This is a genomic window from Isoptericola jiangsuensis (assembly GCF_048320105.1).
Lineage (GTDB): Bacteria > Actinomycetota > Actinomycetes > Actinomycetales > Cellulomonadaceae > Isoptericola > Isoptericola jiangsuensis_A.
Genome location: NZ_CP182942.1, coordinates 227,721 through 251,279, shown reverse-complemented (window position 1 = coordinate 251,279; position 23,559 = coordinate 227,721). Strand labels below are relative to the sequence as shown.

The 23,559-nt window shown below is 73.6% G+C and carries 20 protein-coding genes and 1 pseudogene; 8 read left to right on the top strand and 13 right to left on the bottom strand.

The window, feature by feature from the left end; translation table 11 throughout:
• The first annotated feature begins 4 nt into the window (after positions 1 to 4).
• From ACNHYB_RS01120 to ACNHYB_RS01090, 7 genes are all read left to right on the top strand, one after another.
• The gene (locus tag ACNHYB_RS01120; protein ID WP_418277963.1) at positions 5 to 919 is read left to right on the top strand and encodes a metal ABC transporter permease; all 915 of its coding nucleotides are present in this window, start codon (positions 5 to 7) and stop codon (positions 917 to 919) included.
• Entirely contained in the window at positions 916 to 1,326 is a 411-nt protein-coding gene (locus ACNHYB_RS01115) for a Fur family transcriptional regulator (RefSeq protein WP_418276545.1), read from the top strand. The genes ACNHYB_RS01120 and ACNHYB_RS01115 overlap by 4 nt, the downstream gene beginning before the upstream one ends.
• A gap of 33 nt (positions 1,327 to 1,359) precedes the next feature.
• On the top strand, positions 1,360 to 1,896 hold the full coding sequence (locus ACNHYB_RS01110; protein WP_418276544.1) for a DedA family protein: 537 nt from the start codon (positions 1,360 to 1,362) through the stop codon (positions 1,894 to 1,896).
• A 12-nt stretch (positions 1,897 to 1,908) separates the two neighbouring features.
• Positions 1,909 to 2,946, top strand: coding sequence for a FecCD family ABC transporter permease (locus ACNHYB_RS01105; RefSeq protein ID WP_418276543.1), 1,038 nt, complete (start codon positions 1,909 to 1,911; stop codon positions 2,944 to 2,946).
• A complete protein-coding gene (locus ACNHYB_RS01100; RefSeq protein ID WP_418276542.1) occupies positions 2,946 to 3,998 on the top strand; it encodes a FecCD family ABC transporter permease in 1,053 nt (350 codons plus the stop codon). Before ACNHYB_RS01105 ends, ACNHYB_RS01100 begins: the two co-directional genes overlap by 1 nt.
• On the top strand, positions 3,995 to 4,870 hold the full coding sequence (locus ACNHYB_RS01095; RefSeq protein ID WP_418276541.1) for an ABC transporter ATP-binding protein: 876 nt from the start codon (positions 3,995 to 3,997) through the stop codon (positions 4,868 to 4,870). The genes ACNHYB_RS01100 and ACNHYB_RS01095 overlap by 4 nt, the downstream gene beginning before the upstream one ends.
• Before the next feature lie 129 nt (positions 4,871 to 4,999).
• Complete coding sequence (locus ACNHYB_RS01090; RefSeq protein ID WP_418276540.1) at positions 5,000 to 6,067, top strand: iron-siderophore ABC transporter substrate-binding protein; 1,068 nt, start codon at positions 5,000 to 5,002, stop codon at positions 6,065 to 6,067.
• 60 nt (positions 6,068 to 6,127) lie between these two features.
• Here the strand turns inward: ACNHYB_RS01090 and ACNHYB_RS01085 are convergent, their stop codons facing one another.
• The 13 genes and pseudogenes from ACNHYB_RS01085 to hrcA all read right to left on the bottom strand — a co-directional run bounded on the left by ACNHYB_RS01085 (position 6,128) and on the right by hrcA (position 20,520).
• Positions 6,128 to 6,919, bottom strand: coding sequence for an isoprenyl transferase (locus tag ACNHYB_RS01085; protein WP_418276539.1), 792 nt, complete (start codon positions 6,917 to 6,919; stop codon positions 6,128 to 6,130).
• The gene (recO, locus tag ACNHYB_RS01080) at positions 6,919 to 7,653 is read right to left on the bottom strand and encodes a DNA repair protein RecO (RefSeq protein WP_418276538.1); all 735 of its coding nucleotides are present in this window, start codon (positions 7,651 to 7,653) and stop codon (positions 6,919 to 6,921) included. The genes ACNHYB_RS01085 and recO overlap by 1 nt, the downstream gene beginning before the upstream one ends.
• A 70-nt stretch (positions 7,654 to 7,723) precedes the next feature.
• On the bottom strand, positions 7,724 to 9,520 hold the full coding sequence (gene leuA / locus ACNHYB_RS01075) for a 2-isopropylmalate synthase (protein WP_418276537.1): 1,797 nt from the start codon (positions 9,518 to 9,520) through the stop codon (positions 7,724 to 7,726).
• A 194-nt stretch (positions 9,521 to 9,714) separates the two neighbouring features.
• A complete protein-coding gene (locus ACNHYB_RS01070; RefSeq protein ID WP_418276536.1) occupies positions 9,715 to 11,586 on the bottom strand; it encodes a hypothetical protein in 1,872 nt (623 codons plus the stop codon).
• A 96-nt stretch (positions 11,587 to 11,682) separates the two neighbouring features.
• Positions 11,683 to 13,314, bottom strand: coding sequence for an alpha/beta hydrolase family protein (locus ACNHYB_RS01065; protein ID WP_418276535.1), 1,632 nt, complete (start codon positions 13,312 to 13,314; stop codon positions 11,683 to 11,685).
• A gap of 9 nt (positions 13,315 to 13,323) precedes the next feature.
• Positions 13,324 to 14,274, bottom strand: coding sequence for a GTPase Era (gene era, locus ACNHYB_RS01060; protein ID WP_418276534.1), 951 nt, complete (start codon positions 14,272 to 14,274; stop codon positions 13,324 to 13,326).
• Complete coding sequence (locus ACNHYB_RS01055) at positions 14,271 to 15,581, bottom strand: hemolysin family protein (RefSeq protein ID WP_418276533.1); 1,311 nt, start codon at positions 15,579 to 15,581, stop codon at positions 14,271 to 14,273. Before ACNHYB_RS01055 ends, era begins: the two co-directional genes overlap by 4 nt.
• An 8-nt stretch (positions 15,582 to 15,589) precedes the next feature.
• Entirely contained in the window at positions 15,590 to 16,042 is a 453-nt protein-coding gene (ybeY, locus tag ACNHYB_RS01050; protein WP_418276532.1) for an rRNA maturation RNase YbeY, read from the bottom strand.
• Positions 16,039 to 17,114, bottom strand: a pseudogene (locus tag ACNHYB_RS01045) (PhoH family protein). The gene ybeY and the pseudogene ACNHYB_RS01045 overlap by 4 nt, the downstream one beginning before the upstream one ends.
• A gap of 2 nt (positions 17,115 to 17,116) precedes the next feature.
• Positions 17,117 to 17,470, bottom strand: a complete 354-nt coding sequence (locus ACNHYB_RS01040) for an HIT domain-containing protein (RefSeq protein ID WP_418276531.1) — start codon at positions 17,468 to 17,470, stop codon at positions 17,117 to 17,119.
• A gap of 9 nt (positions 17,471 to 17,479) precedes the next feature.
• Entirely contained in the window at positions 17,480 to 18,262 is a 783-nt protein-coding gene (locus ACNHYB_RS01035; protein ID WP_418276530.1) for a 16S rRNA (uracil(1498)-N(3))-methyltransferase, read from the bottom strand.
• A gap of 42 nt (positions 18,263 to 18,304) precedes the next feature.
• Positions 18,305 to 19,429 (bottom strand): molecular chaperone DnaJ, encoded by a 1,125-nt coding sequence (gene dnaJ, locus ACNHYB_RS01030; protein ID WP_418276529.1) that lies wholly within the window; start codon positions 19,427 to 19,429, stop codon positions 18,305 to 18,307.
• 53 nt (positions 19,430 to 19,482) lie between these two features.
• On the bottom strand, positions 19,483 to 20,520 hold the full coding sequence (gene hrcA, locus ACNHYB_RS01025; protein ID WP_418276528.1) for a heat-inducible transcriptional repressor HrcA: 1,038 nt from the start codon (positions 20,518 to 20,520) through the stop codon (positions 19,483 to 19,485).
• Between the two features lie 152 nt (positions 20,521 to 20,672).
• Between hrcA and ACNHYB_RS01020 the strand changes: the two genes are divergently transcribed.
• Positions 20,673 to 23,480 (top strand): helix-turn-helix transcriptional regulator, encoded by a 2,808-nt coding sequence (locus ACNHYB_RS01020; protein WP_418276527.1) that lies wholly within the window; start codon positions 20,673 to 20,675, stop codon positions 23,478 to 23,480.
• Positions 23,481 to 23,559 lie beyond the last annotated feature (79 nt).

Genomic DNA, 23,559 nt, shown 5'->3' with positions numbered 1-23,559 from the left:
CTACATGCTCACCGACCCGCTCATGCAGCGCGCCCTGCTCGCCGCGCTGCTGGTCGGCGCGTGCGCACCGGTGGTGGGCACCTACCTCGTCCAGCGGCGCCTCGCCCTGCTCGGCGACGGCATCGGGCACGTGGCCCTCACCGGCGTGGCGGTCGGCTGGCTCGTCGGCTCCACGATGGGCCTCGTCCCCGTGGACGCGCTGGCCATCCCCGGCGCGATCGTCGCGTCCGTCATCGGATCCGTCCTCATCGAGGTGGTCCGACGGCGCGGACGCACCTCGGGAGACCTGGCCCTGGCGATCATGTTCTACGGCGGCATCGCCGGCGGCGTCCTCATCATCGGCATCGCCGGCGGGTCCTCGGGCAGCCTCATGGCCTACCTGTTCGGCTCGATCTCGACCGTCACCACCACCGACCTGGTCATGACGGTGGTGCTGGGCGCCCTCATCCTGGCCGTCGGCGTGGGGCTGCGCGCCGCGCTGTTCTCCGTCAGCCACGACGAGGAGTTCGCCATCTCGTCCGGGCTGCCCGTCTGGGCGCTCAACATGGCCGTCGCGATCCTCGCGGCGCTCACCGTCACCGTGGCGATGCGCGTCGTCGGGCTGCTGCTCGTCTCCGCGCTCATGATCGTGCCCGTCGCCATCGGCCAGCTCCTCACGCACTCGTTCCGCCGCACCATGACGGTGGCGTCGGTCATCGGCGTCGTGGTGTGCGTGGTCGGGCTGTCGATCACCTACTGGTACCCGGTCTCCCCCGGTGCCCTCATCGTGGTCCTCGCCATCGCCGTGTACGCCGTCGTGGCAGGCTTGCGCCCGCTGCTCGACCGCCGTCGGCCCGCGCACGACCCGCACCCGGACATCCCGGACGACGTCGAGGTCGCCGCGCCCGGCCCCGACACCGAAGGAGAATGCGTCCGATGACCCAGCTGCGCATGACCAGGCAGCGCGCCGCCGTCGCCGAGGCCCTGGACGCGTCCGAGGAGTTCCGCAGCGCCCAGCAGCTGCACGAGCTGCTGCGCGACCGGGGCGACTCCGTCGGCCTCGCCACGGTCTACCGCACCCTGCAGGCGATGTCCGACGGCGGCGACGTCGACGTGCTGCGCGCCGACGACGGCGAGGCGCTCTACCGCCGCTGCGCCCGCACCGAGCACCACCACCACCTCGTGTGCCGCGCGTGCGGCCGGGCCGTGGAGATCGACGGGCCCACCGTCGAGGCCTGGGCGGCGAGCGTCGGTGCCGCGCACGGGTTCGCCGACATCGAGCACACCGTCGAGCTGTGGGGCACCTGCGCGGACTGCCGCGCCGCCGCCGCGACCCGGCAGGGTTAGGCCTGCCTACCCTGCACACGGCATGATGGTCCCGTGCCGCCCCACCTCCTGATCGCCGCCGCGGACGACTCCGCACCCCACGGCGTCTTCACCATCGAGGACTACCCGTTCTGGGCGGTGTACGCGATCGCGTTCTGCATCGTCATGGCACGTGCGCAGGCGACGTACTGGATAGGCCGCGGCGTCGCCGGCGGCATGGGGGGCACGCGCCTCGCCGACCTGCTGGCCGGGCCCACCGCGGTCAGGGTGATCGACCGGATCCACCGGTGGGGCCCGCCGGCCGTCACGCTGTCGTTCCTCACCGTGGGCGTGCAGACGGTCGTGAACCTGAGCGCCGGCTACCTGCGCATGCCGTTCGTCCGGTACTGCGTCGCGCTGTTCTTCGGCTGCCTCATCTGGGCGGCCGTGTGGACCACCATCGGCACCGCCGCGTTCTACGCCGCGATCTGGCTCTTCCTGCTGCACCCCGCGGCGCTCGCCGTCGCCGTCGTGGCCGTGGTGGCCGTCGTCTGGTGGTTCTGGCACCGGCGCCGGGCCCGACTGCGGGCCGAGGCATCCCCCAGGCTGTGACATCCTTAGGCAATGCTTGCCTCACCCCGCGCGGCGTCGGTCGGCGCGGCCGACCAGGTGGCGCGACGGACGAGCCGGCGCGCCCTGGCCTGCGTCGTCACCCTCGGGGCCCTCGCCCTGGTCGTGGTCGCCAGCCTCACCCTCGGCGTCCGTGACGTCTCGCTCGCCGTCGTCTGGGACGCCCTGACCGCACCCGTCGCCGACAACGTCGACCACGAGGTCATCACCGGCCAACGTCTCCCCCGCACCCTCGTGGGACTCGCCGCCGGTCTGGCGCTCGGCGTCGCCGGCGCCGTCATCCAGGGCGTCACCCGCAACCCCATCGCGGACCCGGGGCTCCTCGGGCTCAACTCGGGCGCCTCCCTCGCCGTCGTGTGCTCCGTCTGGCTACTCGGCCTCACCGCGCCCTCGCAGTTCATCTGGTTCGCCTTCGTCGGTGCGGCGGCCGCCGCGACCCTCGTGTTCTCCGTCGGATCAGGCCAGCCCGCCAAGCTCGCCCTCGTCGGCGCGACCGTGACGGCGCTCATCACCCCGCTCATCACGCTCGTGCTGCTGCGCGACCCGAACGCGTTCAACACCTACCGCTTCTGGGCAGTCGGCTCCCTGACCGGACGCGGGACGGAGACCTTGACGGTCGTGCTGCCGTTCGTCGCGGTGGGCGCCGTGCTCGCCGCCGGGCTCGCCCACCGGCTCAACATGCTCGCCCTCGGCGACGACGTGGCCCGTGGGCTCGGCCAGAACGTCGGCGCCACCCGCGCGCTCGCCGGGCTCACCATCGTCCTGCTCGCCGGAGCCGCGACCTCGCTCGCCGGCCCGATCGCGCTCGTCGGTCTCGCCGTCCCGCACGCCGCCCGCCGCCTCGTGGGCAGCGACTACCGCTGGGTGGTGGCCCTGTCCGCCCTGCTGGGCCCCGTGATGCTGCTGGGCGCCGACGTCGTCGGCCGCCTCGTGCTGCCGCACTCCGAGCTCGAGGCCGGCGTCGTCGCCGCCGCCATCGGAGCGCCCGTCCTCGTCGCCGTCGCCCGCGGGAAGAAGGTGTCGAACGTCTGATGGACACCTCCACCACCACCCGGCCCGCCGGACCGCCCCCGGTCGCCGCCCTGCGCACCCGCCGCCGCCGGCGGCTCGGCCTCGTGCTCGTCGCGCTCGCGCTCGCCGTCGTCGCGCTGGCGACCCTGGCCCTCACGATCGGCCCGGCGGCCCTGAGCCCCGACAAGGCGCTCCTGGCCCTCTTCGGCGTCGGCGACGACGGCGACCTGTTCATCGTGCAGCGCCTGCGCCTGCCCCGGATCCTGGCCTGCCTGTTCGCCGGAGCGGGCTTCGCCCTCGCCGGTGCCCTGTTCCAGTCGACGCTGCGCAACCCCCTGGCGAGCCCCGACATCCTCGGGATCGCCGGAGGCGCGTCCCTGGGCGCGGTGACCTGCATGCTCGTCCTCGGCCTCACCGGGCTGGCCGTGTCGGCGGGCGCCTTCGTCGGGGCGACGCTCACCGCGGTGCTCATCTGGTTCTTCGCGTGGCGTCAGGGACTGCACTCGATCCGGTTCGTGCTCGTCGGCGTGGGCTTCGCCTACCTGGCGTCCTCGCTGCTGGCCTTCGAGCTCGCCAGCGTCGACCAGCGCGAGGCCGCGACGGCGCTCGTCTGGACCGTCGGCAGCGTCGCGGACGTCCGCGACACCGAGCTCGTGGTGCTCGGCGTCGGGGTCGGGGTGCTGGCCCTCGCCGTCGTGGCCGTCGCACGCTGGCAGAGCCCCCTGGCGCTCGGCGACGACCACGCGGCGGGTCTCGGCGTGCAGGCCGACCGTGCCCGGGTGGTCACGCTGCTGCTGGCCGTCGGGCTCGTGGCCGTGGCGACCTCCGTCGTCGGGCCGCTCGCGTTCGTCGCCCTCGTCGCCCCGGCCATCGCCCGTCGCCTGCTCGACGACGGCGGGCCGGCACTGACCGTGTCCGTCGGCACCGGGGCGACCCTGGTGCTCGCCGCCGACCTCGTCGCCCAGCACGGCCTGCTCGGCGTCGCGGCGCCCACCGGCATCGTGACCGGTCTGATCGGCGCACCGTATCTGCTGTGGCTGCTGGCCACCCATGACAGGAGGTCCCGCGCATGACCGTGCCCACCGACCGTCAGGTCCGCACGCCGGGCACCGCCGCGCTCGCCGCGCACGGCGTGACCATCGGCTACGACGGACGTCGGGTCATCGAGGGCCTGGACCTCGAGCTCCCGGCCGGCCGCGTCACCGCGATCGTCGGGCCGAACGCCTGCGGCAAGTCCACGCTGCTGCGCGGTCTGGCCCGGCTGCACCCCCTGGACGCCGGTCGCGTCACCCTCGGCGAGACCGACGTCACCCGCATGCCGCGCAAGGAGCTCGCCCGGATGGTCGGCGTGCTCCCGCAGTCCTCCGTGGCGCCCGACGGCGTCCGGGTGGCGGAGCTGGTGGGCCGCGGCCGCTACCCGCACCAGGGCTGGTTCGGCCGGCACAGCAGCGACGACGACGACGTCGTGATGCGTTCGCTGGAGGCCACCGGTGTGGCCGACCTCGCCGACCGTCCGGTCGACGAGCTCTCCGGCGGGCAGCGTCAGCGAGTCTGGATCGCCATGGTGCTCGCCCAGGAGACCGACGTGGTGCTGCTGGACGAGCCGACGACGTACCTGGACGTCACCCACCAGGTGGAGCTGCTGGACCTGCTGCACGACCTCAACCGCGACCGCGGCACCACGGTCGTGATGGTGCTGCACGAGCTCAACCTCGCCGCCCGGTACGCCGACCACCTCGTGGTGATGAGCGCCGGACGTGTCGTGGCCGAGGGTCCGCCCGCCACCGTCCTGGACGAGGACACCGTCCTGTCCGCGTTCGGGCTGGACGCCCGGGTGGTCCCGGACCCGGTGGCCGGCACGCCGATGATCGTGCCCGTGGGGCGCCACCACCGCCCGGACGGTTCGCTCGCGCCCACGGGGTCCACCGAACCCTCGGGTGAGTGAGGTCACAGCACGATCCGGTCACGAGGCCCTGCGGCGGGGTTGACCCTGTGCGTGATGAGGTTAGCCTGGCCTTAATTGTTCTCCAGTTGTTCTCCCGCGCTCCGTCGCGGTCCCCACCGAGGAGTCCCCTTGCGCATCCGTCGCTCCCTGACCGCCGCCGTCGGCCTCGCCGCCGTCAGCGCGCTGACCCTGTCCGCCTGCGCCTCCGAGAGCGAGCCCGAGCCGGCTGACACCGCGGCCTCCGAGGCCTCCGAGACCACCGACGGCGCCACCGACGAGTTCCCGATCACGATCTCCCACGCCTACGGCGAGACCGTCATCGAGGCCGCGCCCGAGCGCGTCGCCACCTGGGGCTGGGGCTCCACCGAGGCCGCGCTGTCCGTCGGCGTCGCCCCGGTCGGCGTCGCCGAGCAGGTCTTCACCGTCGGCGAGGACGCCCTCCTGCCCTGGGTCGAGGAGGAGTACGACGCGATGGGCGCCGAGCACCCCGCGGTCCTCACCGACGCCGAGCAGGGCGCCTCCGTGCCCTACGAGGAGTTCGTCGAGGCCGACCCCGACCTCATCCTCGCCCCCTACTCCGGCATCACCCAGGAGCAGTACGACGTCCTGAGCGACATCGCCCCCGTCGTCGCCTACCCCGAGGGTGCGCCGTGGGCCACCCCGTGGGACGAGACCATCGCCCTCACCGCGCAGGCCCTCGGCCGCTCCGCCGCGGGTGAGCAGGTCCTGACGGACATCGACACCTACTTCACCGACCTCGGCACGGAGCACCCCGAGTTCGAGGGCAAGACCTTCGCCGCCATCAAGGACTCCCCCACCGAGGGCCTCGTGTACGTCTACACCCCGGCCGACCCGCGCGTGAGCATCCTCGAGGGCATGGGGGTCGTCTCCGCCCCCGCCGTCGCCGAGCTCGACACCTCCGACGGCGGCTTCTTCTACACCCTCTCCTACGAGGAGCTCGACAAGCTCGAGTCCGACTTCCTCGTGACCTACCTCTACGACGGCGAGGACCCCGCGTCCTTCGACGACTCCGAGGCGCTGCAGGCGATCCCCGCCGTCGCCGCCGGGAACGTCGTGATGATCGAGGGCAACGTCGCGGTCTCCTCCGTCTCCCCGCCGACCGCGCTGTCCTACGACTGGGCCGACGGCGTGCCCGTGCTCGTGGACCAGCTCGCCGCGCTCTACGGCGAGGGCTGACCGCACCCGACCGACGTCGAAGGGGCTGGGCCCGGCCCAGCCCCTTCGACGTCTTCTCGATCAGGTCGTCGGGACGTCGACCGCGCCACCGTAGCGGCGGTCACGACGTGCGAACTCCTCGACGGCGCGCCACAGGTGCCGGCGGTCGACGTCGGGCCACGGCTCGGGCAGGAACACCAGCTCCGCGTACGCCGCCTGCCAGATCATGAAGTTGCTGGTGCGCTGCTCGCCGGACGACCTCAGGAACAGGTCGACGTCGGGCAGGTCCGGCTCGTCGAGGTACTTCTGGATCGTCTTCTCGCCGACGCGCGCCGGGTTGACCTTCCCGGCGACGGCGTCCCGTGCGATGGCGGCCGCCGCGTCCGCGATCTCGGCGCGGCCGCCGTAGTTGACGCACATCGTCAACGTGCAGCGGTCGTTGTCGCGGGTCATCTCCTCGGCGACCTGCAGCTCGTTGACGACCGAGCCCCACAGCTTCGGACGCCGCCCCGCCCACCGGATCCGCACGCCCCAGGAGGACATCTCGTCCCGGCGTCGGCGGATGACGTCGCGGTTGAAGTTCATCAGGAAGCGCACCTCCTCGGGCGACCGCTTCCAGTTCTCCGTGCTGAACGCGTACGCCGAGACGTGCTTGACGCCGATCTGCACCGCTCCGGCGACGACGTCGAGCAGGGACTTCTCGCCCTGCTTGTGCCCCTCGATGCGGGACAGGCCGCGGGCGTTGGCCCAGCGGCCGTTGCCGTCCATGACGACCGCCACGTGGTTCGGCACGAACTCCAGGGGGATCGGTGGCGGCGTCGCGCCCGACGGGTGGGGGTAGGGCTCGGCGTACTCACGGGGGGCGCGGGGCATCAGGCTTCTCTCTCGATCATGCGCAGGGAACGCAGCGTGCGCTCCAGGTAGTACTGCGAATAGGCGGCCACCAGGCCGGACGCCTCGGAACGGTGTCGCGGCTCGGCGGCGTCGGCGACGTCCCACTCCCCCGCCAGCAGGGCGCTGAGCAGGGTGAACGTCTGCGGGGCGGGCGCGGCGGAACCCGGCTGACGGCACCGGGGGCACACCGCGCCGCCCTGCGCCACGGAGAACGCGTGGTGCGGGCCGGGCTCGCCGCACCGCGCGCAGTCCGCGAACGACGGCGCCCACCCCGCCACGGCCAGGCCGCGCAGCAGGTAGGAGTCCAGCACCAGACCGGGGGCGTGCGTCCGCGCCGACAGGGCGCGCAGCGCGCCCACGAGCAGCCAGTACTGCTGCACGGACGGCTCGTGCTCGGTGGCGACCAGCCGGTCGGCCGCCTCCAGCATCGCCGCCCCCGCGGTGTACAGCCCGTAGTCGGCGCTGATCGGTCCCGCGAACGCCCCGATCGTCTCCACCTGCGTCACCGAGTCGAGGCTGCGACCGGTGTGGAGCTGGAGGTCCACCATCATGAACGGCTCCAGCCGGGCACCGAACCGCGAGGACGTGCGCCGCACGCCCCGCCCGACGGCACGCACCTTGCCGTTCTCCCGGGTGAGGAACGTGATGATGCGGTCGGCCTCGCCCAGCTTGTGGGTGCGAAGGACGATCGCCTCGTCTCGGTACAGGGGCACGGTCACCATTGTCCCAGGCGGCACCGACCACGGTCGCCGCAGGGCGAGGACCGCACCGACCCGGTGACGCTCAGGCGGGCCGCTCGGCCCGGTTGACGGCCGAGACGATCGCCTTGAGGGACGAGGTCATGATCGACGGGTCGACGCCGACGCCCCACAGGACGTCGTCGCCGACGGCGCACTCGACGTAGGCGGCCGCGGTGGCGTCGCCGCCCGCGCTCATCGCGTGCTCGGCGTAGTCCAGGACGCGCACCTCGACCCCGACACCCGCGATGGCCGACACGAAGGCGTCCAGCGGGCCGTTGCCCGTCCCGGTGAGCGTCTGCTCGACACCCTGGTCCACGACGTCGACCTCGAGGGTCGTCGCACCGTCCTCGACGGCACGGGTGCGGATCTCGCGCAGCTTGAGCCGGCCCCAGGGGCGCAGGCCGTCGGGTCCGCCGTCCTCCACGGGCAGGTATTCGTCGGTGAACATCCGCCAGATGTCGGCACCCGTGACCTCGCTGCCCTCGGCGTCGGTGTACCGCTGCACGACGCCGGAGAACTCGATCTGCAGCCGGCGCGGCAGGTCGAGGCTGTGCTCCGTCTTGAGCAGGTAGGCCACGCCGCCCTTGCCGGACTGGCTGTTGACGCGGATGACCGCCTCGTAGGAGCGGCCCAGGTCCTTGGGGTCGATCGGCAGGTAGGGCACGCCCCAGGTGATCTCGTCGATCTCCTTGCCCTCGGTCGCGGCCCGGCCGGCCATGTGCTCGAAGCCCTTCTTGATGGCGTCCTGGTGCGATCCGGAGAACGCCGTGAAGACCAGGTCCCCGGCGTAGGGGTGGCGCTCGTGCACGGGGAGCTGGTTGCAGTACTCCACCGTCCGCCGGATCGAGTCGATCCCGCCGCCGACGGTGAAGTCGATCTGCGGGTCGACGCCCTGGCCGAACAGGTTCATGCCGAGGGTGACCAGGTCGACGTTGCCGGTGCGCTCACCGTTGCCGAAGAGGCAGCCCTCGATGCGGTCGCCACCTGCCTGGTAGCCGAGCTCGGCGGCCGCGACGGCCGTGCCGCGGTCGTTGTGGGGGTGCAGGGACAGCACCACGTTCTCGCGGTACCTGAGATGGCGGCTCATCCACTCGATCGAGTCGGCGTAGACGTTGGGGGTCGCCATCTCGACCGTCGCGGGGAGGTTGATGATGACGGGCCGCTCGGCCGTGGGCTCCAGGACGTCGAGCACCTCGTTGCAGATGCGTACGGCGAACTCCAGCTCGGTGCCGGTGTACGACTCCGGGGAGTACTCGTAGTAGACGGTGGTGCCCGGGACGGTCTCCTCGAGCTTGCGGCAGAGCTTGGCGCCCTGCAGCGCGATGTCGACGATGCCGTCCATGTCGGAACGGAACACGACCTCCCGCTGCAGCACGGACGTCGAGTTGTAGATGTGCACGATGGCCTGCTTGGACCCGCGGATCGCGTCGTAGGTGCGCTCGATGAGGTGGTCGCGGCACTGCGTGAGGACCTGGATGACGACGTCGTCCGGGATGCGACCGGAATCGATCAGCATCCGCACGAAGTCGAAGTCCGTCTGGGACGCGGACGGGAACCCGACCTCGATCTCCTTGTAGCCCATCGCGACGAGGAGCTCGAACATGCGCAGCTTGCGCTCGGCGTCCATCGGTTCGATGAGCGCCTGGTTGCCGTCACGCAGGTCGACGGCGCACCAGCGGGGTGCCTTGTCGATGCGACGGTCGGGCCAGGTGCGGTCCGGCAGGTCGACGCTGATCTGCTCGTGGAACGGGACGTACCGGTGGTACGGCATCCCGGACGGGCGCTGCGGGTTGTGGGCGGCGATCCCGGTCGTGGCGTGGACGTGCTCGGAGTTCTGCATCAGGGGGTCCTTCACGAAGTGGCTCGGTGAGGGCCGGCGCACCAAGACCTCCGCGGCGAGGTACCGGCCTCTACCTGGCCTCGCCGCGGCACCGAAGGAGGAGGCTCACCAGGCGCTGCACCTTCACACCGTACACCGTCGTCCGTGCCGGACCGGAGGGGTCTCGCGGCGCGGGCGGCTCGGCACGGACGACGTCAGCGCCGCGTGCGCAGCGCCGCGTCGACGCCCGGGTCGCCGAGCGCGCCGAGCCAGTCGAGCAGGGCCGGGTACGTCGACGGGTTCGCCGCGACGTGTGGGCGCAGGTGCGGCGCCTCCTGGACGATGGTCGCCAGGTCCTCGAGCGGGGTGGACGGGTCGAGGGCGACGTCCGCCGTCCACCGTCCCGGCACGTCCTGGACGGGCGGGAGCATCTGGGTGGCGTCCACCCCCTGGCGGGCATCCGCGGCGGACCCGGCCTGCTCGACGTGCTCCTGCGCCCGGTCGCCCGTCACCGGGGAGAGCTGCTGCGTGGCGTCCGTGCCCGCCGCCCACGTGCCACGCCAGCGCGCCCCCTGCGACGTCGCCGACGACGCGGACGCCGCACCGGCCGGCGCCGTGCCCGGGGCCGCCGCATGGGCCTGCGTGACCTGGGTCTGCGTGGCTGCGAGTTCGTCGTCGCGCCGGCGCCCCTCGGCCTGCGGCTGGTACGCGCCCTGCTGGCTGTACTGCTGCTGGCTGTACTGCTGCTCGCCGTGCTGATGCTCGCCGAACTGCTGATAGCCGTAGCCCTGCTCGCCGTACTGCTGCTCGCCGTACTGATGCTCGCCGAACTGCTGATAGCCGTAGCCCTGCTCGCCGCGGCCCTGCTCCGGCCGGGCGGCGGAGTCCGGCACGGGCTCCGGGCGGGAGGCCGCGAGCGCCCGCACCGACGGCGGCAGCAGCAGCGCACCGAGCGCGATGGCGGGCAGGGCGAGCGCGAGCAGGAGCTCCTCGACGCGCGAGGCGGTGCCGACCCCGGCCCGGGCCACCAGGATGATGACGCCGAGGACGACGACGATGCAGGCTGCGCCGACGGCGGTGGCGTGCGCGGAGCGCGGGTCGCGCTCGAGGGCGCGTCGCGACAGGAGGGCGACGACGAAGGTCAGCACGCCGACGACGATCCGCAGCACGAGCTCGACGAACGGGACGGCGCCGCCGTCGTCCGTGGCCAGGGCGACGAGCTGGACGACGGCGTTGAGCCCGACGAAGGCGGCGACGAGCATCACGAGCTCGAACGCCTGGACGGCGACGCGCACCCAGCGCAGTGCGGACACCTGCGGTTCCTCGCCGGCGGCGGCCGCTCGACGTTCCATGGCGGGCGGCACGGCGGCGGCGGCCACGACGGGGATCAGGAGCATGCCGTAGCGCGACCCGTGCAGCGACTCGAGCCAGACGTGCTGGACGGCCCCGCCGAGCATCGCGAGCTCGAGGGCGACGGCGGCGCCGACGGCCATCAGCACGATCCCGGCGGCGTCGTCACCGTCGAGGAAACGCTTGACGGTCAGCCACAGCAGCCCGACGACGAGGAGCGCCGCGAGGGTGGAGCTGAGGGTGGCGGCCCAGCCTGCGCCGTCGACGGCTCCGACGACCGGCGTCGCGACGGCGCCGATGGCGACGACGACGGACGTGACGACGAGCGGTCGGGTGCCGGGCAGCGCGGCGGCGAGCATCGCACCGGCGAGCCCGAGGGCGAGGCCGGTGCCGACGCCGCCGGCGTCCGCGACGGAGCGGACGGCGTCGAGCACCAGGTAGACCAGCGCGACCAGCCCGTACGGCGCGAGCCCGACCAGGCGAGCGCGCCCGGTGGCGAGGTTCTCCCAGCTGCCGGTGAGCACGCCGGCGCGGCGGGCGTAGGGCGCGGCGATGACGAGGAGGGCGAGCACGGTGGCCAGCACCACCCACAGCAGGTCGCTGCCCCGGCGCAGGACGTCCCACGGCAGGGGCAGGGCGACCAGCAGCGCGACGGCGGCGACGACGTCGCGCACGACGTCGGCGACGGCGACGCCCTCGAACGGGGATCGGCGGGCGACGTCTGCGGCGTCGGTCATGGGCGGGTGCTCCTCAGGTCGGTCCGGGCCGGTACCGGCCCGGAACTTTTCTACCTGATCGCCGCCCGCCACGTCAGGTCGCCGCGCTCGGCGGCCCTAGATCCCGAGCTGGTAGACGCCCCAGTAGGCGAGGGTGAGCAGCAGTGACGTCGACCCCACGACGACGCACCACAGCGTGACGTGAGCCACGCCTCCGCGGGCGAGGGCGACGTCGTGCCCCTCCTTGCGGCCCTGGCGCACCTGCCGGAGGCGTCCGACGAGCAGTGCCGCGCCCACGACGGCGGCGACGCCGAGCAGTCGCACGGCGATCCAGCCGCCCTGGACGATGAGGGCGTCGCGCTCGTAGTCCATCGCGAGCCGGGCGACGGCGACGAGGTAGGCGGCGAGGACGACGACGGTCACCACGGAACCGATGCCGAGCAGGGCGAGCGCGAGGCCGGTGGCACGCTCCGGCCCAGCTGGAGAGGGTCCATCAGGCAAGGGTCCGGCGGGAGCCCGTGCGGTGCGTGCCGACCCGCGGGCCCCGCGACGGCGCAGGCGTCGCACGAAGGCGCCGACGGCGCCGGTGAGCAGGCCGACCAGCACGAGGCCCCCGCCCGCGACGACGGCGGCGACCACGACGTCACCGTTGCCCCACCAGCGTGGCTGCGGCACGGGAGCGGCGAGGTAGAGCTGCTCGGGGGTGGCCCCGGCGACGACCGGTTCGGCGGTCGCGGAGCCCGGCAGCCCGTGGACCCAGGCGGCCAGGTCGCGGGAGAGATCGGGGTGCAGGGGTGGGACGGCGGCCGGGTCGGAGCCCTCCGACCCCTGCGGCGGGACACGGATCCCGTGGTTCGCACCGCCGTAGTAGCGCACGGTGACGGGGGCGCGCGCCGGGCTGAGCCCGACGTCGGCGATGATGAGTCGCGCACCCTGCTCGACGGGCATGGAGGGATCGGCGGTGCCGTAGACGACCAGGACGGGGGCGCTCTGGCGCTCCAGCCAGGGGCGCACGTCGAAGTCGGCGTACCCGAACCCACCGCCGGGGAACTGCATCCCGACGGCGCGCGGGATCGCGCGGAAGACCTGGTCGGGGACGTCCGTGTTGCGCAGGTAGTTGTCGACGGCGAACGCGGCCTGCTCCCGGGGCGGGACCACCGGCGCGGAGACGAGCACGGTGAAGGCGACCCGCGGGTCGTCGACCTGCATGACCGGGGCGATCCAGGTGCCCTCCGACTCGGCGTACACCCCGACGCGTCGCGGGTCGACGCCGGGCGTGGCGCGCAGCAGGTCCACCGAGCGCAGGTAGTCGTCCGCCATCTGCTCGTAGTCGCGCTCGCGCAGGGAGTAGGTGTCCAGCCGCTTGTCCGGCACGAGGGTCGCGATGCCTGCGCCGGCGAGGTCGGTGGCCGTGTCGACGAACGCGTCCTCGGCCCGGCCCGTGCCCGCGCCGTGCACGAAGACGACACCCGGGACGTCGGTCAGGGGTGCGCCGTCGTCGTCGACCGGCCGGCGCAGCAGACCGCCGACGCTGGCCCCGTCGAGCTCGATGTCGACCCGGGTGGTGGCGACGTCGTGGTCACCCACCCGGTCCGCGTCGTCGGCCTCGGCACCGCGGATCGTGGTGTCGGTGGTGGTCGGGACGACGTGCGCGGTCAGGGGCTGCGGGTCCCACTGCGGCCCGGCGACCGAGCCCACGACGGCGAGGCCGACGAGCAGGGCCACGCTCGTCGCGATCGTCCGGAGCACCACCGGTGATCAGAACCCGAGGCGCTGGAGCTGCTTCGGGTCGCGCTGCCAGTCCTTGGCGACCTTGACGTGCAGGTCGAGGTAGATGCGCGTGCCGAGCAGCTTCTCGATGCCCTCGCGGGCGGCCGAGCCGACCTCGCGGAGGCGCGCGCCACCCTTGCCGATGATGATGCCCTTCTGGCTCTCGCGCTCCACGAAGAGGTTGACGCGCACGTCCAGCAGCGGCGGGCGGCCCTTCTCGGCGTCACCGGAGCCCTCGCGCTCGACGATCTCCTCGACGACGACGGCCAGGGAGTGCGGCAGCTCGTCGCGCACACCCTCCAGGGCGGCCTCACGGACGAGCTCCGCGATCATCGTCTCCTCGGGCTCGTCGGTGAGCTCCCCGCCGGGGTACAGGTCGGGCCCCTCGGGCAGGTGCGCGACCAGGACGTCCGCGAGCTCGGCGACCTGGTAGCCACCCTTGGCGGACACCGGCACGATCGCCGACCAGTCCCGGTCCACGGACCGGGCGAGCTGGTCGACGGCCATGAGGTGCTCGGCCAGCCGGCCACGGTCCACGAGGTCGGACTTCGTCACCACCGCGACCACCGGCACCGCCCGGCGCCCCTCCATCAGGGGGGCGAGCTGCGCGGCGATGTACTTGTCCCCCGGCCCGATCTTCTGGTCGGCGGGCAGGCAGAACGCGACGACGTCGACCTCGCTGAGCGTGTCCGACACCAGGGCGTTCAGCCGCTCGCCGAGCAGCGTGCGGGGCCGGTGCAGGCCCGGGGTGTCCACCAGGACGATCTGCGCGTCCTCGCGGTGCACGATCCCGCGGATCGTGTGCCGCGTCGTCTGCGGGCGGGCCGACATGATCGCGACCTTGTCCCCCACGAGCGCGTTGGTGAGCGTGGACTTGCCGACGTTCGGGCGTCCGACCAGGCAGGCGAAGCCGGAACGGTGGGGGGTCTCGTGGGTCATGCGGAGTCCTTCTGGTCGTGCGGCACGAGCTCGTCGTCCGCTGCTGTGGGGGTGGTGCGGTGCACCAGGAGGCTGGCGATCTGCTTGCGCCGGCCCTCGACACGTTCGGCCTCCAGGCGCAGCGCGCCCACGTCGGCCTGCGCACCCGCGAGGGGGACCTTGCCGAGCGCCTTGGCGAGCAGCCCGCCCGCGGTGTCCACGTCGTCGTCGTCCAGGCGCAGGTCGAACAGCTCGCCCAGCTCGTCGACGGGCAGCCGCGCGGGGATCCGCCACAGCCCGTCGCCGAGGTCCTCCGGCTCCGACTCCGGCACGGTGTCGTGCTCGTCGGTGAGCTCGCCGACGAGCTCCTCGATGATGTCCTCGACGGTGACGAGCCCGGCCACGCCGCCGTACTCGTCCACGACGATCGCGATGTGGGAGCGCCGGGCCTGCATCTCGCGCAGCAGGTCGTCGGCGGGCTTGGACTCCGGCACGAACACGGCCTCGCGCACGATCTCGCCGACGGGGCGGTCCCCCGCCCTCGGGTCGGCGTCGAGCAGGCGGGCCACGTCCTTGAGGTAGGCCACGCCCATCAGGTCGTCGACCGTGCGGCCCACCACCGGCACCCGGGAGAAGCCGGAGCGCAGGAACAGCCGCATCGCCTTGTGCAGGGGCGTGGTGGTGGAGGTGGTGACCATGTCGGTGCGCGGGACCATGACCTCCCGGGCGAGCGTGTCGCCCAGCTCCAGGGCGGACCGCAGCAGCTCGCGCTCCGGCTCCTCGATGGCCTCGTTCTCACGTACCCGGTCGGCCATGTCGCGCAGCTCGTCGCCCTCGACTCCGGTGCCGTCCGCGAGCACGTTGCGCCGCGGCACCCACGCGACCGCGCGGTGCACCACCCACAACGTGCCGGACAGCGCCACCAGCGCCTGGGTGGGCCGGTGGTACGCCCATGTGCGCGGGCTGAGTCGGACCAGGAGCACGCCCGCGACCAGGCCGATGACGGCGGCACCGACGAGCGCCTGCCACCACTGGCCGAACCAGTGCACCAGCAGCAGGGCCACCGAGGCGACGGCGACCGTCTCCGCGAGGACCCGCACCAGCGCGAAGGAGCCGGCCGACGTCGGATCGACGGCGAGCGCCTGCGCCCGGCGGATCTTCCGGCGTCGCGCCTCGGGGACGGGCGCGCCGTCGGGTCCGTCCTCCAGCGCGATGGCGAGCGAGACCCTGGTCACCCGCTGCACGGCGGCCTCACCGGCGCTGAGCACGGCCGAGACGACCAGCGCGAGAACCAGGACGACCCACAGCAGGGCGTCGGGCGCGTCCATCGTGGGGCTCACCGCCCGGCCAGGAACGTCAGCAGGAGCCGGCGCTGCAGAGCGAACATCTCGCGCTCCTCGTCCGGTTCGGCGTGGTCGTGGCCGAGCAGGTGCAGGATGCCGTGGGTGGTGAGCAGCAGCAGCTCCTCGACGGTGGAGTGGCCCGCCGCCTGCGCCTGCGTGACGGCGACCTCCGGGCACAGCACGATGTCCCCGAGCGTCCCCGGCGGCGTCTGCTCGCCCTCGCGCCCCGGGCGCAGCTCGTCCATCGGGAACGACAGCACGTCGGTCGGGCCGGGCTCGTCCATCCACCGCACGTGCAGGTCGGTCATGGCCTGGACGTCGACGAAGATGATCGACAGCTCGCTGGCCGGATGGACGTGCAGCGTGTCGAGCGCGTGGCGGGCCAGGGCGGAGAACTCGGCCTCGTCGACCTCGTACCCCGACTCGTTGTTGACCTCGACGGTCACCGGCGTCCTCCTCGGTCGTGGCGGGCGGGACGACGGCGGTCGTCCGCGCTCGGCGCGGTCGTCTCCCAGCGGGCGTAGGCGTCGACGATGTCGCTCACCAGGCGGTGCCGGACGACGTCGCTGCTGGTCAGTCGGCAGAACTCGACGTCGTCGACGCCGGTCAGGACGTCCTCCACGATGCGCAGGCCGGAGGCTGTCCCGCCCGGCAGGTCGACCTGCGTGGCGTCGCCGGTGATGACCATCGTGGAGCCGAACCCGAGGCGGGTGAGGAACATCTTCATCTGCTCGGCGGAGGTGTTCTGGGCCTCGTCCAGGATGATGAAGGAGTCGTTGAGCGAGCGGCCGCGCATGTACGCCAGCGGGGCGACCTCGATGGTGCCGGACTCGATGAGCCGGGGGATCGAGTCCGGGTCGACCATGTCGTGCAGCGCGTCGTAGAGCGGGCGCAGGTACGGGTCGATCTTCTCCGAGAGAGAGCCGGGCAGGTAGCCCAGCTTCTCCCCGCCTCCACGGCGGGGCGGGTCAGGATGATGCGGTTGACCTGCTTGGCCTGGAGCGACTGGACGGCCTTCGCCATCGCCAGGTACGTCTTGCCGGTGCCGGCCGGGCCGATGCCGAACGTGATCGTGTTGGCGTCGATGGCCTCGACGTAGGACTTCTGCCCCACCGTCTTGGGCCGGATGGTGCGTCCCCGGCTGGACAGGATGTGGTGGGTGAGCACCTCGGCCGGCCGCTGCACGGTGGCGGCGGTCAGCATCGCCACGGAGCGGGACACGACCTCCGGTGTGAGTGGCGCTCCCGCCTCGACCACCTCGACGAGCTCGTCGAGGAGCCGGGACACCAGGACGACGTCCGCGGCAGGGCCCCGCACCACGATCTCGTTGCCGCGGGCGTGCACGTCGACGCCGGGGAAGCCGTCCTCGACCGCACGGAGCACGGAGTCACGACTGCCGAGCAGGGCGACCATCGGCACGTGGGGCGGGACGACGACACGGTGCTCGGAGGTGCGTTCGCGGGCGGGCTCGGCGGCGCGGGCGCCGAACGGCCGGTCGGGGGCGGCGGACGATGTCATGGTCAGGCGGGACTCCATCCCAGCTGGGTACCGGCCAGGACGTGGCCGTGGACGTGGAAGACGCTCTGGCCCGCGCGGGGGCCGGAGTTGAAGATGAAGCGGTACTGGCCGTCGGCGAGGTCGTGCGCGACGGTGTCGGCGACCTCCACCACCTCGGCCAGCAGCTCAGGGTCCGCGGCCGCCAGCACGGAGACGTCGCCGTGGTGCTCCCGCGGTACGACCAGGACGTGCACCGGGGCCTGCGGAGACATGTCACGGAAGGCGACCACGCGCTCGGTGGAGGCCACGACGTCGGCGGGCAGGTCGCCGGCGACGATCCGGCAGAACACGCAGTCGTTCTCGGTCGCATCGCTCATGCGCCCACGCTACCGCCACCGACCCAGCCGGTCGCTCAGGAGCGCGACGGCGACGGGCCCCGCCGTGGAGGTGCGCAGCACGTGCGGTCCCAGGCGCGCCGCGACGGCGCCCGCCGCGGCGAGCGCGTCGACCTCGGTGGGCGAGATGCCGCCCTCGGGCCCGACGACGAGCAGCAGCTCCGGGGCGGCGCCCGGCGAGGGGTCGGCCGTCGGCGCGGGCAGCGGGACGTCCGCGAGCGGCGTCGTCGCCTCCTCGTGCAGCACGACGACGCCACCGCCCGCCGCCAGGACCTGACGGGTGCGCGCCACGAGGCCCGCCGTGGTGACGTGCTCGGCGACCGGCGGCAGCCACGCGCGGCGGGACTGCTTCACCGCGGCCCGCACGACGGACTCCCAGCGGGCGTGCGACTTGACCGCGCGCGGCCCGCGCCACACGACGACGGACCGGTCGGCCTGCCAGGGCACGACGGCGTCGACCCCGACCTCGACGGCCGCCTCGACCGCCTGGTGGTCACGGTCTGCCTTGGCCAGCGCCTGCACGAGGGTCAGCCGCACCGCGGGGGCCGCCTCGACGTCCACGGAGCGCACCGTCAGGCGCACCTCGCCGCCGTCGACAGCCGTGACCTCCGCGCGCACGCGGGCGCCCGCGCCGTCGACGACGTCGACGACCTCGCCCGGCTCGCGACGCTGGACGACCCCGGCATGACGCCCCTCCGCGCCGTCGAGCACGAAGGGGTCGCCGGGCGCCAGCGGTCCCAGCGGGCCGTCGGCCAGGAACACGGGTGCGCTCACGTCGTGCCTCCTCGAGGCGAGCACCGCGGTGCCTCGCTCACGTCACCGACCGCTGAACTTGTCCTTGAGGCGCGAGAACACGCCCGGGTGCGCGGCGGCGAGCCGCGGCTCCGGACGCTCCTCGTCGCGCAGCACCGCCAGCCGCCGCAGCAGCTCGGACTGCTCGTCGTCCAGCGCGGTCGGCACCTGGACCTCGACGTGCACGTTGAGGTCGCCGCGGCCCGTGCCGTGCAGGTGGCCGACGCCGAGCCCCTTGAGGGTCACGATCTGACCCGGCTGGGTGCCGGGACGCAGGTCGATCTCCTGGGCGCCGTCGAGCGTCGCCAGCTCCAGGACGGTGCCCAGCGCGGCGGCCGTCATCGGCACGTCCAGGGTGCAGTGCAGGTCGTCGCCGCGGCGCACGAACACGTCGTGGGGCTTCTCGCGGATCTCCACGTACAGGTCGCCGGCGGGGCCTCCGCCCGGACCGACCTCGCCCTGGGCCGACAGCTTGATGCGCGTGCCGGTGTCGACGCCGGCGGGCACGTTCACCGTGAGCGTGCGACGCGAGCGCACGCGCCCGTCGCCGGAGCACTCGGCGCACGGCTCGGGGATCACGGTGCCGAAGCCCTGGCACGCGGCGCACGGCGCCGTCGTCATGACCTGGCCGAGGAACGAGCGGGCGACCCGCTGCACGTTGCCGCGGCCGTGGCAGACGTCGCACGTGCGCACGTCGGTGCCGGGACGGCAGCCGTTGCCGCCGCACGTGCCGCACACGACGGCGGTGTCGACCTGCAGCTCACGCTTGACGCCGAACGTCGCCTCGACGAGGTCGATGTCCATGCGCACGAGCGCGTCCTGGCCGCGGCGTGCCCGGGGCACCGGGCCGGCGGCCTGGCCGCCGCCGCCGAAGAACGTCTCGAAGATGTCCTGGAAGCCGAAGCCCTGGCCGTAGCCGCCGCCGGCGCTGCCGCCGGGAGCGGTCGGGTCCACGCCCATGTCGTACTGCTCGCGCTTCTCGCGGTTGGACAGCACCTCGTAGGCGCGGGCGACGTCCTTGAACTTCTCCTCACCCTCGGCGCCGGCGACGTCGGGGTGCAGGGTGCGTGCCATCTTGCGGTACGCCTTCTTGATCTGCTCGGGCGTGGCGTCGCGCTCGACGCCGAGGATCTCGTAGTAGTCGGTCACAGGTCTCTCTTCGGTGACGGTCGAGAAATGGTCGGGAGGGGTCGCGGCTGCCGTCAGCTCGGCAGGACGCGGGAGAGGTAGCGGGCGACCGCACGGACCGAGGCCATCGTGCCCGGGTAGTCCATGCGGGTCGGCCCGATCGAGCCGAGGGTGGCGACCGTGTCGCCGTCGGTGCCGTACCCGGAGGTCACGACCGACGTCTCGGTCAGTCCGTCGCGCCGGTTCTCGTGGCCGATGCTGACACGCACGCCGTCGCCGGACATCTCGGTGAGGAGCCCGAGGAGCACCACCTGCTCCTCCAGCGCCTCCAGGACCGGGCTGAGCCCGAGCTCGAACGTGGACTCCGAGCGGGCGAGGTTGGCCGTGCCCGCGAGCACGATCCGTTCCTCGGTCTCCTCGGCGAGGGTGTCCACCACGAGGTCGGCCACGGCACGGGCCACGTGGCCGAGCTCCGGGCCCACCGACTCCACCAGGGTGTCGAACGCCGCCGGCAGGTCGGCGAGCCGCAGTCCTGCCGCCGCCGCGTTGAAGCGCGCCCGCAGCTCCCCGAGCGAGGCGTCCTCCAGGACGGTGGCCCCGGAGCCGTCCGGGTGGACCGGCAGCTCGCAGAACCGCTGCTCCACGCGACCGGTGTCGGTGATGACGACCACGAGGATGCGCCCCGGGGCGACGGGCACCAGCTCCAGGTGCCGCAGGCCGGACCGGCGCAGCGACGGGTACTGCACGACGGCGACCTGGCCGGTGAGCTGGGCGATGAGCCGCCCGGCGCGGACCAGCACGTCGTCGAGGTCGACCGCCTCGGACAGGAACGTCTCGATGGCGCGCTTCTGCGGGACGTTGAGGGGGCGCACCTCGGCCAGCCGGTCGACGAACAGCCGGTACCCGGCGTCCGTCGGCACGCGGCCGGCGGACGTGTACGGCTGGGCGATGTACCCGGCCTCCTCCAGCGCCGCCATGTCGTTGCGGATCGTCGCCGGGGACACCCCGAGACGATGACGTTCGGTGAGCATGCGCGAGCCGACGGGCTCCCGCGTGGTGACGTAGTCCTCCACGATGGCGCGCAGCACCTCGAGGCGGCGTTCCTCGCTCACGGTCGTCCTCCCCCCGATCGGCGGTCTGCGGTCTGAGCGCTCGACTTAGCACTCTCGATGGCTGAGTGCCATCCTACGCGTCCCCGGCGACGCCCCGGGGGAACGATCCTCCCTCGCGACGAGCGTCACCGGCACCTGGCACGATGACCGGTATGCCCCTGGACAGGTCTCCGCTGGTCGGTCGCGCGACGGAGCTCGACGTCCTGCGCCGCGCCCTCGAACGCGCCGGGGCCGGTCACGGCGGCACCGTGCTCGTCGCCGGGGAGGCGGGCATCGGCAAGACACGCCTGGTGACCGAGCTGCTCGACGGCGTCCCGCCCGGCACGCTCGTCGCCCACGGCCAGTGCGCCGACTCCGGGTCCGGACCCGTCCCCTACGCTGCGCTGACCGGCACGGTCCGCGGGCTCGTCGACGCCCTCGGGACCGACGCGGTCCTCGCCGCGGCCGGCCCCGCGGCCGACGCGCTGGGCGCGATCCAGCCCGGTCTGGTCGCCCAGCGTCCCGGCGTCGCGACCGGGCGCGGCCCCGAGGTGCTCGTCGACCTGCTCACCACGCTGGCCGGCGAGCGCCGCGTCGTCGCCGTCCTGGAGGACCTGCACTGGTCGGACGACGCCACGCGCAGCGCGCTCGACCGTCTCGCCCGGGTCGCCCGCGGCACCTCCCTGCTCGTCGTGGCCACCTACCGCAGCGACGACGTCGACCGCCGCCACCCGCTGCGCACCACGCTGGCCGAGCTCGACCGCTCCCGCCTGGCCACCCGCCTCGACGTCGAACCACTCGGCACGGACGACGTCGCGGCCCTGGCCGCCGCGGTCGAGCCGCAGGGCGCCGGCGTCCGGGACCTCGGCGATCTCGTGGAACGCTCCGGCGGCGTCCCGTTCTACGTCGAGGAGCTCGCACGCTGCCTCGACGGGGACCTGCCCGTGTCCCTGCGCGACGTCCTGCTGCTGCGCTACTCCCGCCTCTCTCCCGAGGCGCAGGACCTGTGCCGTGCCGTGTCGGCCGCCGGTCAGCGCGTGCCCCACGACGTCCTCGCCGCCGTGCTCGGCAGCGACGCGCTGTCCGCCGCCGAGCCCGCCCTGCGCGAAGCCGTCGACGCGATGGTGCTCGTCGTCGAGCACGACGGCTACCGGTTCCGCCACGCCCTGCTGCAGGAGGCCGTCGCCGACGAGCTGCTGCCCACCGAACGCCGTCGCCTGCACACCGCCTACGCCGAGGTGCTCACCGCGCTGCCCGCCACGGTCCCCCGTCTCGCCGAGATCGCCGACCACTGGTGGCACGCCCACGTGCCCGCACGGTCCCTGCAGGCCGCCGTCGCGGCGCACGCCGCCGCCGGCCACGACGCCGCGTCGTCGACCGCCGTCGCGCTCGGGGAACGGGCCCTGGAGCAGTGGGACCTCGTGCCGGACGCCGCGCAGGTGACCGGCACCTTGCACCACGACCTGCTGATGTCCGTGGCCCGGGCGCAGCACCACGCGAGCCGGATCGACCGTGCGCTCGCGCTGGCCCGCCAGGCCCTCGCCGAGTGGCCCGCGGACGACCCCGCCGGCCGGGCCAGAACCCTCGGGCAGGTGGGGGTCCACATGCTCCGCACCGGCGACGAGGCCGGCAGGCAGCACCTCGACGAGGCGGTGCGCACCGCCCCGGCGGACGCCGTCGACACCGTCGGACCGCTGCTGCGGATGCGGGCCCGCACCGCGATGCTCGACGGCGACCTCGACACCGCCGTCGACACCGCCGACCGCGCGCTCGCGACGGCGGACACGGACGCCGAACGCTCCCGGCTGCTGAACATCCGCGGCGTCGCCCGGTCGGACAGGGGCGACCTCGGCGGCATGGACGACCTGGAAGAGGCACGACGCCTCGCCGGGGCGGAGTGGGACGCCCTCAGCCGGTTCCACACCAACACCTCCGACCAGTACGTCAAGCAGGGACGGTTCGAGAGTGCTCGCGCGCTCGCGGCCGCAGGCGCCGAGCTCGCTCGGGACCGCGGTGCCGGCTGGGGCAGCCGCGCGATGCTGGAGGGCAACGTCGCCGAGGCCCTCATCGGCCTCGGCCGCTGGGACGAGGCGGCCGCGTGGTACGAGCGTTGCGTCCCGCTGGTCGCACCGAGCCAGTTCGCCGTCTACCTCGGAGAACGGTGGACCTGGTTGAGCCTGTGGCGCGGGGACGTCGACCGTGCCCAGACGATGGGCCGGCGCGGGCGGTCCGAGTGGCTGCGCCTCGGGCGGATCGAGGCGCAGGTCCGCTCGCGGACGTGGGCCACCCTGGCCGAGCTCGCCCTCGAGCGCGACGACGTCGACGACGCGCTCGAGCTCGTCGCACCCGTCCTGGAGCCCGGACGCGTCTCCGGCGCCTATGCGCTGGCGGTGCTCGCGGTGGCGGCCCGCGCCGCCGCCCGGGCGCGCGACCTCGGGCGCCCGGTCGACGTCGGGCCCTACCGGCAGATGCTCGACGCCGCGGCGTACTGGCCGACCCACGGCGTCTGGTCGACGGTGTTCGCCGCCGAGCTCGGCGAGGCCCCGTGGTCGGCCGTGGCGGCGCTCGGTCCCGCCGAGCTCGCTCCGGCGCACCTGCGGCCGTACGCGCTGCTCCGGGACGGTCAGGCGCACCTGGACGACGAGGACCGTCCCGGAGCACGGGAGCTGTTGAGCGCGGCCGCCCGGTCCGCGCAGGAGATCGGCGCGGGGCTCGTGCTCGACCGTGCCCACCGTCTGCTCGACGACGCCGGGCTGGGTCCGTCCCGTCCTCGCGCCACCACGCCGTCCACCGGGCTCGCCGGCCTGACGGAACGGGAACGTCAGGTGCTCGACCTGGTGGCCGACGGCCTGACGAACGGGCAGATCGCCGAGCGGCTCTTCATCACGCGCAAGACGGCCTCGGTGCACGTCTCGGCGATCTTGCGCAAGCTGGGGGTGGCGAGCCGCACGGAGGCAGCCGTCCTGGCGCGCACCGCCTGACCGCCGTCCGCCTGCGGTACCTCAGGGCGACCTGGGGGGTGCCCGGTCCCGGGGAACCGGACTCCTGCCCGATCCGCAC

Bases quoted from the DNA above. Each gene is read 5' to 3' on its own strand.
- ACNHYB_RS01120 (WP_418277963.1), top strand. From the start codon at position 5: ATGCTCACCGACCCGCTCATGCAGCGCGCCCTGCTCGCCGCGCTGCTG.
- ACNHYB_RS01115 (WP_418276545.1), top strand. From the start codon at position 916: ATGACCCAGCTGCGCATGACCAGGCAGCGCGCCGCCGTCGCCGAGGCC.
- ACNHYB_RS01105 (WP_418276543.1), top strand. From the start codon at position 1,909: ATGCTTGCCTCACCCCGCGCGGCGTCGGTCGGCGCGGCCGACCAGGTG.
- ACNHYB_RS01100 (WP_418276542.1), top strand. From the start codon at position 2,946: ATGGACACCTCCACCACCACCCGGCCCGCCGGACCGCCCCCGGTCGCC.
- ACNHYB_RS01095 (WP_418276541.1), top strand. From the start codon at position 3,995: ATGACCGTGCCCACCGACCGTCAGGTCCGCACGCCGGGCACCGCCGCG.
- ACNHYB_RS01085 (WP_418276539.1), bottom strand. From the start codon at position 6,919: ATGCCCCGCGCCCCCCGTGAGTACGCCGAGCCCTACCCCCACCCGTCG.
- leuA (WP_418276537.1), bottom strand. From the start codon at position 9,520: ATGCAGAACTCCGAGCACGTCCACGCCACGACCGGGATCGCCGCCCAC.
- ACNHYB_RS01070 (WP_418276536.1), bottom strand. From the start codon at position 11,586: ATGACCGACGCCGCAGACGTCGCCCGCCGATCCCCGTTCGAGGGCGTC.
- era (WP_418276534.1), bottom strand. From the start codon at position 14,274: ATGACCCACGAGACCCCCCACCGTTCCGGCTTCGCCTGCCTGGTCGGA.
- ACNHYB_RS01055 (WP_418276533.1), bottom strand. From the start codon at position 15,581: ATGGACGCGCCCGACGCCCTGCTGTGGGTCGTCCTGGTTCTCGCGCTG.
- ACNHYB_RS01040 (WP_418276531.1), bottom strand. From the start codon at position 17,470: ATGAGCGATGCGACCGAGAACGACTGCGTGTTCTGCCGGATCGTCGCC.
- ACNHYB_RS01020 (WP_418276527.1), top strand. From the start codon at position 20,673: ATGCCCCTGGACAGGTCTCCGCTGGTCGGTCGCGCGACGGAGCTCGAC.